Annotated in this window: 11 protein-coding genes; 2 read left to right on the top strand and 9 right to left on the bottom strand. The window is 65.5% G+C overall.

The genetic code is table 11. The annotated features are described in order from the left end of the window. Positions 1 to 90 precede the first annotated feature (90 nt). Complete coding sequence (locus NU1_RS03005; protein WP_084520931.1) at positions 91 to 1,695, bottom strand: succinic semialdehyde dehydrogenase; 1,605 nt, start codon at positions 1,693 to 1,695, stop codon at positions 91 to 93. A 138-nt stretch (positions 1,696 to 1,833) separates the two neighbouring features. Here NU1_RS03005 and NU1_RS03000 point away from each other — a divergent pair, with 138 nt between their 5' ends. Further along, on the top strand, positions 1,834 to 2,667 hold the full coding sequence (locus NU1_RS03000; RefSeq protein ID WP_067517117.1) for a crotonase/enoyl-CoA hydratase family protein: 834 nt from the start codon (positions 1,834 to 1,836) through the stop codon (positions 2,665 to 2,667). 302 nt (positions 2,668 to 2,969) lie between these two features. After that, positions 2,970 to 4,751, top strand: a complete 1,782-nt coding sequence (locus tag NU1_RS02995) for an ABC transporter ATP-binding protein (protein WP_067517115.1) — start codon at positions 2,970 to 2,972, stop codon at positions 4,749 to 4,751. 80 nt (positions 4,752 to 4,831) lie between these two features. On the opposite strand, the gene NU1_RS02990 is transcribed toward NU1_RS02995, so the two are convergent. The 8 genes from NU1_RS02990 to NU1_RS02955 form a co-directional block, all read right to left on the bottom strand. Beyond that, on the bottom strand, positions 4,832 to 5,602 hold the full coding sequence (locus NU1_RS02990; protein WP_067517113.1) for an SDR family NAD(P)-dependent oxidoreductase: 771 nt from the start codon (positions 5,600 to 5,602) through the stop codon (positions 4,832 to 4,834). Beyond that, complete coding sequence (locus NU1_RS02985; RefSeq protein ID WP_212761904.1) at positions 5,599 to 6,309, bottom strand: acetoacetate decarboxylase family protein; 711 nt, start codon at positions 6,307 to 6,309, stop codon at positions 5,599 to 5,601. The genes NU1_RS02990 and NU1_RS02985 overlap by 4 nt, the downstream gene beginning before the upstream one ends. Positions 6,310 to 6,442: 133 nt before the next feature. Beyond that, the gene (locus tag NU1_RS02980) at positions 6,443 to 8,050 is read right to left on the bottom strand and encodes an acyl-CoA synthetase (RefSeq protein WP_067517111.1); all 1,608 of its coding nucleotides are present in this window, start codon (positions 8,048 to 8,050) and stop codon (positions 6,443 to 6,445) included. Between the two features lie 18 nt (positions 8,051 to 8,068). After that, on the bottom strand, positions 8,069 to 9,319 hold the full coding sequence (locus tag NU1_RS02975) for a hypothetical protein (protein ID WP_067517109.1): 1,251 nt from the start codon (positions 9,317 to 9,319) through the stop codon (positions 8,069 to 8,071). A 91-nt stretch (positions 9,320 to 9,410) separates the two neighbouring features. Further along, positions 9,411 to 9,959 (bottom strand): nuclear transport factor 2-like protein, encoded by a 549-nt coding sequence (locus tag NU1_RS02970; RefSeq protein ID WP_067517107.1) that lies wholly within the window; start codon positions 9,957 to 9,959, stop codon positions 9,411 to 9,413. Further along, on the bottom strand, positions 9,956 to 10,171 hold the full coding sequence (locus NU1_RS02965; RefSeq protein ID WP_067517105.1) for a ferredoxin: 216 nt from the start codon (positions 10,169 to 10,171) through the stop codon (positions 9,956 to 9,958). Before NU1_RS02965 ends, NU1_RS02970 begins: the two co-directional genes overlap by 4 nt. Next, complete coding sequence (locus NU1_RS02960) at positions 10,171 to 11,004, bottom strand: SDR family oxidoreductase (protein WP_067517103.1); 834 nt, start codon at positions 11,002 to 11,004, stop codon at positions 10,171 to 10,173. The genes NU1_RS02965 and NU1_RS02960 overlap by 1 nt, the downstream gene beginning before the upstream one ends. After that, a complete protein-coding gene (locus tag NU1_RS02955; RefSeq protein ID WP_067517101.1) occupies positions 11,004 to 12,209 on the bottom strand; it encodes a cytochrome P450 in 1,206 nt (401 codons plus the stop codon). Before NU1_RS02955 ends, NU1_RS02960 begins: the two co-directional genes overlap by 1 nt. Positions 12,210 to 12,298 lie beyond the last annotated feature (89 nt).

Raw genomic sequence — 12,298 nt, 5'->3', positions numbered from 1 at the left:
GCCCCGGCACCGGCGACAGCAGCCGGATCTCGGCACAGTAATGAGAACGGCCCCCGCCGAAAGGCCGGGGCCAGTCGCCAGACGCGAATCTCAGCCCATGCGAAGCTTTTTCATGAGCCGCAGGGTGATGAGGGTGCTCTTGAGCTGCTTCTCGTACGGCATCCCCGCGCGCATGGCGAGGACCTGCTTCTTCTGCACCCCGATATTGATGGTGTCGGTGTACTTGAGCAGACCGGCCGCACCGTGGCGATTGCCGACGCCGGACTGTTTGACGCCGCCGGAGGGGGTGCCCTTGGCGGCGTAGGTGGTGACGAATCCGTCGTTGATATTGACGCTGCCCGCCTCCAGCTGTTCGGCCACGCGGTAGGCGCGGTCGAGGTCGCCGCTCCAGACGCTGGCATTGAGGCCGTAGGGGGTGTCGTTGGCGAGGCGGATGGCCTCGGCCTCGTCACGGAATTTGTAGACGGCGACGACCGGGCCGAAGGTTTCCTTGGTGGCGTGCTCCATATCGGTGGTGACGCCGGTCAGGACGGTGGGCTCGTAGAAGGCGGGGCCGATATCGGGACGCGCCTTACCACCGGTGTGGACGGTCGCGCCCTTCTCCCGGGCCTCCTCGACATGGGCGGCCACCCGGTTCATGTGCTCCACCGAGACGAGTGAGCCGAATTCGGGACCGAAGTCGTAGGTGGCTCCCGCCGTAGCGCCCAATTCCGCCGCGGCGGTGACGAATCGGCGCAGGAACTCGTCGTAGATCTTCTCCTGCACGTAGATGCGCTCGATATGCATACACGCCTGGCCGGTATTGCCGAAGACGGCGAAGACGGCACTGGGGATGGCCTCGTCGATATTGGTGTCGCCCAGCACGATCATCGGGTTCTTGCCGCCGAGTTCGAGGCTACAGCCGATGAGATTGCGTCCGGCCTGCTCGCCGATGACCCGCCCGGTAGCGGTGGAGCCGGTGAACATGACGAAGTCGACACTGTCGATCAGCGTCGGCCCGACATCGGGCCCACCACCGCACACCACCTGCACGAGTCCGCGCGGCATACCCGCCTTGTGCAGCAGTTCGATGCCGTACAGCGTGCACAGCGCGGTCTTGTTGTCCGGCTTCATAACGACGCCATTGCCCGCGATCAGCGCGGGTGTGGAGTCGGACATGGAGATGGCGAACGGGAAGTTCCACGGTGCGATTACCGCGACGACGCCCTTGGGGCGGTGCTCCTCGGTGGAGGAGGTGATCACCGGCATCGGGCCCATCCGCCGCTGCGACTTGAGCACCTTCTTCGCGGTCTTCAAGTAGTGCGCGATCACCATCGGGGTATCGCAGGCTTCTTCGATGGCCATGCGGCGCGCCTTGCCGCAGCCGATCTGAATCAGCGTCGCCAGGGTCTCGATCTCGGAGAGGATGAGTTCGTGGGCCCGTTCGAACACTCCCAACCGCTTCTCGAGCGGCCAGCTGGCCCATTCCCGCTGAGCCGCGCGCGCGAGAGCGACCGCGGCCTCCACATCCTCGGGTGAGGACTGCGGCAGTTCGCCGACGATATCGCCGGTGTAGACCTCGATCATCTCGTAGGGTTCACGGGGTTCGCCCGCCGTTCCGGCGGTCACCATAGCGGTGAGCCGATTGATCAGGGACTCCGTGATCAGTGGTGGCAGCTTCGCCCGGGATCCGGTGCGCGTACTCATTGTGTCCATGGGGACCTCTCCATTGCCTTGCCGCCCGTGACGGCGGTCACCACACTCCAAACTAGAACACGTTATTGTTTAGGACAACGCCGCCGGGTACTTTCGTCCCAGAATCCTCGGCATTGGCTCGGAAGAGAAGGGCGAACGATGACCACCGCGACCGCTGCAACAGGTAGCAACACCGCCGGCAATCCAGAACCGCACGCCCTCGTAGAGAAGCGCGGCGCCACCCTGATCGTCACCATGAATCGCCCGCAGTCCCGCAATGCGCTCACCGGCGAAATGCTGGCCATCATGGCCGCGGCGTGGGAGCAGGTCGACAGTGATCCGGAAATCCGCTCCTGCATCCTCACCGGCGCCGGTGGCTCGTTCTGCGCGGGTGCGGACCTCAAGAACATGGCCAAATCCAACCCGGGCGACAGCATGACGGCGGGCAGCTCCTTCGACCCGACCCGCATGCCGGGTCTGCTGAAGGGCTACCGCCTCAGCAAGCCGCTCATTGCCGCCGTCGAGGGCCCGGCCATCGCGGGCGGTACCGAGATCCTGCAGGGCACCGATATTCGCATTGCCGGGGAGAGCGCCAAATTCGGTGTGTCCGAGGCGAAGTGGAGTCTGTTTCCGATGGGCGGCTCGGCGGTGCGACTGCCCCGGCAGATCCCGTACACCGTGGCCGCGGAGCTGCTGCTGACCGGCCGCCACATCACCGCGACCGAGGCCCTGGGCTTCGGCCTGATCGGGCATGTGGTCCCGGACGGTTCCGCGCTGGACAAGGCCCTCGAGATCGCCGAAATGATCAATAACAATGGCCCGCTGGCGGTGCAGGCGATCCTGAAGGTCATGCGCGATACCGAGGGTATGCACGAGGAAGAGGCGTTCAAGATCGACGCCAAGGTCGGCCTGCCGGTATTCCGCAGCGACGATGCCAAGGAAGGGCCGCGCGCCTTCGCCGAGAAGCGCAAGCCGAACTTCCAGGGACGCTGATTCCTCAGGGACACTGATTCCTCAGGGGCACTGAGGGTTTCACGACCTACCAGAATGGCTCTCACCCGCAGGGGTGGGAGCCATTGCGGTATCCGGCCGAAAATCAGTGGCCCCACCGCGTCGATCGGTGCACTATTGCCGACTCACCCCCTCGTCATTCCGGCGTGCTTTCGGCCGGAATCCACCTCCCGTCAAGGAGTGTGGATCCCGGACAGAACCCTCCGGGATGACGAAGCGCTCTTCGCCGACGCAGGCGCTGTCGGGACGAGGGGGCTGCTCGAACACGATTCGAGAGGAGGCGAATGTCCACCCGCACAACCGCTGTCCGGCTCGCTCTTCGCTACTACGGTCGGGAATTGGCCCGGCGTCCCCGGTGGTCGGTGCCCGCCATGCTGTCACCGGCACTGGGAAATATCTGTCAGCTGTACCTGGCTCCGCTGGTGGTGGCGAGCCTGGTCGGGCACGTCGTCGCGACCGGCGATACCAGCGTCGATACGGTTACCCCGTACGTCCTTGCCTTCGCCGGATTACTGCTGGGATCGGAGTTGTTCTGGCGCATCGGTATTCACTGCTTGAACCGGACCGACGCCTACGGTATCGAGAATCTGTACGTCACCGCCATGGACGAACTACTGGCCAAGGATGCCGCGTTCTTCCATGACAATTTCGCCGGTTCGCTCACCAAGCGCTCGCTGAGTTTCGCGACGCGTTTCGAGCAATTCGTCGACGGGCTGGTCTTCGACGTCAGCGCCGCCCTGGTACCCCTGGGGTTCGCCTCGGTGATTCTGTGGCGCTACGACCCACGACTGGTATTCGTCCTGCTCGGCATGATCGCGGTGACCGGTCTGATCATCACGCCACTGGTGCGTCGTCGTCAGGCCCTGGTCAACGCCCGCGAGGCCGCCATCGCCAGGGTGTCGGGCCACGTGGCCGACAGCCTGGCGAATATGCAGACCGTGCGGGCCTTCGCGGCCGAACGCCGGGAGGCCGACGAGCACCGTAAGCGAGTGGCGGAACAGCGTCGAAGGACGCTGCTGTCCTGGGATTTCGCGAATTTGCGCATCGATACCGTCGTCGCGCCGCTGTTCGTGCTCACCAATGTATTCGGTCTACTGCTGGCGCTGCGGCTGGTGGGCCGAGGGGCCGGGGTCTCGGTCATCATCGTGACGTTCACATATTTCTGGAATGCCACCGGAATCATGTTCCAGTTCAACCAGATCTACCGGCGGCTGGAGAGTGCGATCACCGAGGCCGCGCAGTTCACCGAGCTGCTATTGCACAGGCCCACGGTGCTGGATCCGACCGAACCGGAGCCCTTGCGCCCCAAGGACTCCAGCGTCCACTTCAATGGGGTGAGCTTCACACATCCGGGCGCGCAGCCGCTCTTCACCGGCCTGGAACTGTATGTGCCCGCGGGGACGAAGGTGGGCCTGGTCGGCCGCTCCGGCGGCGGTAAGACCACCCTCACCCAGCTGCTGTTGCGCATGACGGATATTCAGGGTGGCGCGATTCGAATAGGCGGCCAGGACATCTCGCGCCTGCGCCAGGCGGATCTGCGCAGCCAGCTGGCATATGTGCCACAGGACCCCGCCATGTTCCACCGCACCCTGCGGGAGAACCTTCGTTTCGCCCGCCCGGACGCCACCGATGCGGAGATTCGACGGGCGGCGAAAGCGGCCCATGTCCTCGAATTCGCGGACAGTCTTCCGGAGGGTCTGGACACGCTGGTCGGTGAGCGCGGCGTGAAGCTCTCGGGCGGTCAGCGCCAGCGGGTCGCACTGGCTCGCGCCATCCTGCGCGATGCGCCCATTCTGGTGCTCGACGAGGCCACCAGCGCACTGGACTCCGAGGGCGAGCTACTGGTGCAGCAGGCGCTGTGGGAGCTCATGGAGGGCCGCACGGCGCTGGTGGTGGCGCACCGGCTCAGCACGGTGGCGAGTATGGATCAGCTGATCGTGCTCGACCACGGCACCATCGTCGAGCACGGTACCCACGCGGATCTGCTTCGCGCGGAAGGGGTTTACGCGAAGTTGTGGCGGCACCAGTCCGGCGGCTTCCTCGGCGAGGAGGTCACCGTCGGCTGACGGTGCCCTGTTTTATCGCGGCAGCTCTCCGTCATGCCGGAATGACGAGGGACAGACGAGGAGCACGTCGCACCTACTCGTCAATCGACCGGTTTGATCTTGCTGGCGACCAGCTTACGCATCACACCAGGCACGAAGCGGCGCATGAGATACATGGATTTGGCCTGCCCCGGGAAGATGAACAGCGGGGTCTTCGGCTTGGTGAGCGCCTTCTCCATCGCGTCCACCACGCCCTCGGCGGTCATCCCACCCTCGCCGCCGAGGACGGACGCATTCTCGGCTCGAAGCTTTGTCAGGAACGGGGTTTCCACCGGGGGCGGGCAGACGGCGAGCAGTCGCACGCCGGAGCCCGCCAATTCGTAGGACAGGCTGTCCACGAAGCCGATGACCGCGAATTTGGAGGCCGAGTAGCCCGCCATGCCGGGCGATGGCAGCCAACCCGCCACCGAGGCGAACAGCACGATGGTGCCCGTCCCGGCCTGCTTCATGGCCGGAATGACGGCCTGGCACATATTCACGGTGCCGAAGTAGTTGACGTCCATCATCTTCCGGATCTGCGCCACATCGTGGTCCAGCGCTGAAGCGTGCACGTGACACATACCCGCGGCGTGCACCACATGGTCGAGGGTGCCGTGTTCGGCGCGCACCTTCTCGATAACCGAGAACACCTGATCGGTATCGGCGATATCGCAGGTGTAGGTGTGCATATTCGGCGAGCGCTGCGCGGTCTCGGCCAGGCCGTCACCATTGAGATCGAGGGCGGCGACGGTGTAGCCCGCGGCGGCGAGGCGCTGGGCGACCATGCGGCCCATACCGCTGGCCGCGCCGGTGACGAGTGCTGTCTTGGTCATTGAATCTCCCGGGTCGACGAGACCGTGGTGGCTTCGCCGAAAGTCATGTGCAGTTTGCCGATTCGGCTGGAGAAGAGCGCGGTCTTGGGCAGTCCCAGCGACCGCAGCTGATCGGCGATCGGATGGTCACCGAGTTCGAGGCGAGCGCCGCCGGGGCGCATGCGCACGGCCGCCGGGTTCATATCCCAGGGTGTGCGCCGCAGCACGCCATCGCGATAGGTGTAGGCGTCGATGGATGATCCGCCCGCTCCGCTCGGAGCCGGAAGACCATCGGAGATGCTGAGGGCCAGGACCTTTCGGCCCTCGACGGCCACCTCACAGCGATGCCCGCGCCGGGTGGGCGTGATGTCGATATCGGCCATCAGTTTGGGGAATCCCCAAATCGACTGCCCGGCTTCGCAGGTGAAGCTCTGATTGACCGGCAGCCAGTGAATGTAGGCCCCCGAGCTGCCCTTGCGGCCGGGCTGGTGCGCCATGACCGAGAAGGCGAACTCGTGGTAGGGACCGAGATCGCCGTCCACGTAGCGCACGAACGCGAGGTTGCAGAACGCGCGCCCCAGAAAGGTGAGCGGTGCCAGCCCCGTCCCGGCGAGCAACTCCCGCACGGGTGCGGGATCGACCGGGAAGAGTGCGGAGCTGGTATCGGCGGTGCGGATTTCCACCGGCATTGTGACTGTTTCGCCGAGAACGGCGTGGGCCTCCACCATGAAAGAATTAGAACAGGTTCTCGTTGATTCGTACAGGGTTCCGGACAAGAGTCCCATTGACCGGGAGGTCTCGTGGACAGGTGTGGATTCCGGCCAAAAGCACGCCGGAATGACGGGAGTCGGGGTGCGTGTCCTATCCGACTTCGTAGTCGGGATCGCGGGTGGTCGCGTACTCCTTGGCCCAGCGGTAGTCGGGCTTCCCGCTAGGCGTGCGGGAGACCGTTTCCGCCACCCAGATGCGGCGTGGAAGTTTGTATCCGGCCAGGTGGGAGCGCACATGCTGCTCCAGGGCCGGGAAGTCGACGCCACCGTCGGCGGTCGAGACCACGGCGGCGACCAGCTGTCCCCACCGCTCGTGCGGGACCCCGATGACGACCACGTCGTAGACCGATTCGTGCGCCTTGACAATGGCCTCCACCTCTTCGGCGAAGACCTTCTCGCCGCCGGTATTGATAACCATGTTCCCGCGGCCGATCAGGGTGACCGACCCATCCGCCTCGACGCGGGCGCGGTCATCGGTGATCACCATGCGCACCCCGTCGATGGTGCGGAAGAGTTTGTCGGTCTTGGCCGGATCCTTGTAGTAGCCGATGGGCACATTGCCGGTCTTGGCCACCCAGCCCTCCGCACCGGGCGCGACGGCACGGCCGGTGTCGTCGACCACCAGCGCGCCCCGTCCGACACTGACGCGCGGCCCGCGGCCGGGATCGTCATCCTTCTGCGCGAATCCGATACCGCCGAAACCGGTTTCGGAGGAGCCGATCGAGTCGGAGACCATTTTCGACGGGAACAGGGCGAGCAGCTCGTTCTTCACCGGCTGGGAGAGCAGCGCCGCTCCCGAGGCGATGACCCACAGCGCGGAGGTGTCGGTGGGTGCGGCCCGGTAGGCGTCAATGAGCGGGCGGGCCATGGCGTCACCGGTAATGACCAGCACCGACGGCCGTTCGCGCGCCACCACCTGCCACACCCGGGCGGGATCGAAGCGCGGTTCGAAGACCACGGCATTGCCGGACCACAGCGCGGTGAAGGTGGGCATCATGGCGGCGGCGTGAATGAGCGGCGGCAGGATGAACCAGGTGGCCTGGTCGACACCCGCACCGGTGCGGGACTGCCCGAACTCGTCGGCGACCGGCTCCCCGGTATAGAAGTCGATACCGCCGCCGAGGACCCGCCACATATCCTCCTGCCGCCACATCACGCCTTTGGGCAGGCCGGTGGTGCCACCGGTGTACATCATGAACAGGTCATCGGGGCTGCGCGGGCCGAAATCGCGGGCGCTGGAACCATTTTCGAGTGCCTGCTCATAGTGAACGGCGGTGCTGGGCAGACCCGCGCCGCCCTGATCGTCCTCGACTACGAGGGCGTGCCGCAGCGACCGCACCTGCGCGCGCACCTCATCGAAGAGCGGGGCGTAGCAGCGGTGGTGCACCACCATTTCCACGTCGGCGTTATCGAGGACGTAGCGCAGCTCATCGGCCCGATACCGATAGTTGATATTGATCGGAACGGCGCGAATCTTGAAGCACGCGATCAGCGTCTCCATGGTTTCGAGGCTGTTGTGCATGAGGAACCCGATATGGGTGCCCGGCCCCGCCCCCGCCGTGGCGAGATGATGAGCGAGCCGATTGGCCCGACGCTCCAGTTCATGGAAGGTGAGCCGCCGGTCGCCCTGAATGATCGCGGTCCGATCGGGCATGGCATCGACGGAGTGCTCGAACAGGTCGGCGAAATTGCACGCCATGGGTTTTCGCTTTCTGGTCTACAGAACGGTGAGGGGCAGTGGTGTGCCGCGTTCGGTGAAGGTGAAGTCCGCGCCGGTGCTGAACCGGGTTATGGCCACTTCGGACGCCTCGCGGAACGGGGCTGGGGCGAGCGCGATTTCGAAGGCCAGCGTGTGATCGTCGGCCGCGCGCAGAGTGGTGCGGAAGCGCGGATTGACCCCGCGCGCCATGGCATCGATCGGTGCGAGGTAGTCGGGGTCGAGCAGCGCCGGCCAGGCGCCGTCGGCCACGGCGGCGCAATCAAGGTGCAGGCGCAACTCCACGTGCTCCGCACCCGCGACGGTTTCCACACCGAGCTCGATATCCACATACTCCATTGGATTCCAAGCCGGGTGCAGGCGAAGCACTTTCGCCAAAGCCGCGGCATCGTCACCGAGGTTCAGCGCGGTACGGATGCGTTCGGCGGTGAGTCCGGCAATACCCGTGAACTGCTTGCGGGCGATATCGAGCCCGGTCTCCGCATCACCGTGTTCCGCCAGCGCGCAGCGGAAGCCGAGGGTGAGCAGATGCTGTTGCAGGCACACCTCTTCGGCTATCCGCACCAGCGCGTTACGGGAGAAATCGGTGAACCGCAGATCGTTCAGCAGCGGGCCCGAATAGTCGTGCTGCCCCGGACCGGTGCGCTCGATCGGCGGCAATTGCAGCTGCGCCGCACGAGATTCCGCGACCACAGCGGCATTGCGCGCTGGCTCGGGCGGAGTATTCGCCGCATCGATGGTCACGGTCCACGCGCACACCGGGTGCCGATCCGCCGGAACCCGCGGCGGCCGGTGCACGGGCCGCACCTGGATATGCGGATTCGTCGCCAGGGCCGTGGCATCGAAAGTGGGGTCCTCGATGTGGTGGCACATGGCCACCACGTACTCCTCCCCCATCGGCTCGACATCCGCGAGCGCCCCGCAGTGGTCGAGGTGGAATTCACCGTGATCGTGATCGTGCACCGTGTAGCGGAAGTCCATGAACTGCGGTGGTGCGCCGATCTCCAACTGCATGCCCTTGAAGACGGTATCGACACCGTCGCCGGTGATGTCGAGCGCCGCGCGCATTCGTCGCGTGTACACCGGACTGGCCAGCTGCCACTCCTCGATGGCCACCGCCGTCATACCTTCGCGCCCGAAGGCCCCGATGGTGTGTGCCATTCCGGACCGGTCGATGAGATGCCCGCACAGCAGTAGTTCGGGCACCAGCACGGCCAACTCCGCGCGGGACAGGCTCTCGTATCGGCTCATCGCAGTGCCTCGACGCGGGTTGGGGTCTCGACGTTGCCTGCCCCACCCGGGGACAGTGCCGACCTCGCGCCTTCAACGTCGGTCAGGTAGCTCACCACTGTGGAACCGGCCCCTCACCCACGCGGTACCAGCCGGGCAGCGGCTCTCCGGACATGGACCGTTCGATGCGCTTCTGCATACCCGGCGACAGGGCGTTGTCCGACATCATTCGCACGAACAGCGCGGTCACATTGCCGAAGTCGAAAAAGTCACGCTGCCAGGACCATTGGAAGTTTCCGGCGTAGCGGAACCAGCTGCCGCCGATACCCTCAGGACTGTAGGGCTTGCCGTCGGGTCCGGACTTCTCGTTGACCTGCTTCCAGAGGCCGATGACACTGCCGGTGCGTTCGTCGGTGACAAATTCCTGGTAGGGGTACGTCCAGCCCTCCAGACCGAACATCTCCTGGCCGAGCGCGATATCGCGGATCTCGTCGCGCCCGACGGCCATGAACTCCTGCTGCGGGCCGTAGTTCCAGCCGTAGGTGGCGTCCTCGGTATAGAAGTCCGCCAAGGGCTTCCAGTCCCCGAGGGCCTCGCAGCGCTCGTTCTCCTCCACCCAGCGGCGCACCATCTCATCGAGTTCTTCGCGCGGGAAAGTCATGACGGCTCCTTCTCGGATTCGCTGTCATCCACCAGGGACAGCGCCTGTGTCGGGCAGTAGCGGACGGCGGAGCGAGCCGCGTCCAGATCGGTACCCGGGTCGGCGCGCAGAATTCGCACCTGACCGTTCTTGGGCACCTCGAAGAGTTCGGGGGCCTCGTCCTGGCAGACGGCGTGGCCCTGGCATAGGTCCAGATCGACCACTAGGCGCATTACCGGCCTCCCGGATCGACAGGACGGGCCGGATCATCCGTGGATGGTGTGGCAGTCGAATCACGCAGCGGCGCTTCCGGTTGCACCTCCACGAGCACCAGATGCGCACCGCGCGGTGTGGCGACCACCGCCGCCACCGCTGCCGCGAGATCGGCCGCGCGCAGGAAGTGCGAGTGGCGGGCGAAACCCCACTTCACCCAGTCCTCCAGCAGCGGGCCGACCACCTCGGGCGTGGCGTTCATCCCCATCCCGGTGAGGGTTTGGCCGGGCCGCACGATGGAGGCACGGACGCCGGTGCCCTCCAACTCCATACGCATCTGTCGCGCAAGGGCTTCCACGCCGAGTTTGGCGGCGTTATAGGCGGCCATACCGGGGCGCGGGCGGTCCGCGCAATCGGAGCCGATGACCACGAAGTCGCCGCGCCGGCGTTCGATCATGCCGGGCAGGATGCGCTGGGCGAGTCGCTGCGCGCCGCCGAGATGGACCCGCAATTGCTGTTCGAAGATATCCGGGTCGGTGGCGTGGACCTGGCCGAACTCCAGATCGCCGGCGCCGGAGACGACAATCTCGATGGGCCCGAGCGATGCCTCGGCGGCGGTGACGAATTCGTCGACGGAGGCCCCGTCGGTCACGTCGAGCCGATGCGCGAACGCCGCACCGCCATTGGCACGGATCTTCTCGGCGAACTCCTCGCACTGGTCGACCCGGCGGGCGCCGAGCGCTACCGGATAGCCGAGTTCGGCCAGGGTGTCGGCGGTGGCCGCGCCGATACCGGAGGAGGCTCCGGCAATCAGTACCGGGCGACGCTCCGGATGGGATGGAAAACGTGGCATTACCGAACCTCCACACTGACCGGCAATTTGGCGAAACCGCGCACATTGATGGAGTGCACGCGCTCGCACCCGGATTCGTCCACGTCGTAATCGCGGACCCGAGCGGCGAACTCCCCCAGGACAATCTCGGCTTCCAGGCGCGCCAGATGGGCACCGAGGCAGAAGTGCACCCCGCGACCGAAGCTGATGAGGCCACTCTTATCGGTGCGTTCGATGTCGTACCGATCGGGATGGTGGAATACCGCGTCGTCGCGATTGGCCGCGCCCAGCAGGAGCAGCACTTTGGCGCCCTCCGGAATGGTGCCGCCTTGGAAGTTCAGATCCGCCGCCGCCGTGCGGGCCAGGATCTGTGTGGAGGCGTCGTAGCGCAGGGTCTCCTCCACCCAGTCCGATACCAGTTCCGGATTGGCGACGACCTTGGCGTATTGCTCCGGATTGCGGCCCGCCCAGTACAGGGCATTGCCGAGCAATTTGGTGGTGGTCTCATTACCGGCCACCACCATGAGGAACATGAAGCCGATGATCTCGGCATCGGTGAGCCGGTCGCCGTCGGCATCGGCGTCCAGTAGCGCGGAGGTCAGATCGTCGGTGCGGGAGCGGCGACGGTCGGCGACCATCTCGGAGTAGTACCCGGCCAGGTGCATAGCGGCTTCCATCGCTGGGACCGGGATGTCGAGCATCCCCTCCTCACGATGCACGAGAAGGTCTGCCATGCGCCGGATTTCGGCGCGATCGGGTTCCGGAACGCCGAGTAGTTCGGAAATCACGTCCATCGGGAGCCGGCCCGCGACATCGTCGATCCAATCGAAGCCGTCCCGTTCGAGTGCGGGTTCGAGGTGGTGCAGCGTGATTTCCCGTATGCGGTCGCCCATTTCGGCCACCCGGCGCGGAGTGAAGCCCTGGTAGACCAGCTTGCGCAGCCGCAGATGCTCCGGATCGTCCATGGCCAGGAAGGACATGGTGCGGTGCGCGTGCGGTCCCCACGCGGCGGGATCGAGGGATACACCATTACTGCTGGAGAGCCGGAGATTGTCGCGGAAGCCAGCGGAGACATCGGCATGTTTGGACAACGCCCAGAACCCCAGATCGGGGTTGTGATACAGCGGCGCTTCGGTGCGCAGCCGCTGGTAGAGCGGATAGGGATCCTCGTGAACGGCGTAGTCGTAGGGATCGAAGAGCAATGGCTCGACCGAGGCTCTCGTCATTGCGCACCCCTCGGGATCGAGAACGCGTTCATCGGCACCACAGGGCGCTCGCCGTCCATGACAGACACATAGCTGGACATGTGTCTGTA

Origin of the sequence: Nocardia uniformis NBRC 13702 (genome assembly GCF_001613345.1) — a bacterium.
Classification (GTDB): domain Bacteria; phylum Actinomycetota; class Actinomycetes; order Mycobacteriales; family Mycobacteriaceae; genus Nocardia; species Nocardia uniformis.
The sequence above is the reverse complement of the archived record's forward strand: the minus strand, read 5'-3'. Positions and strand labels throughout refer to the sequence as shown.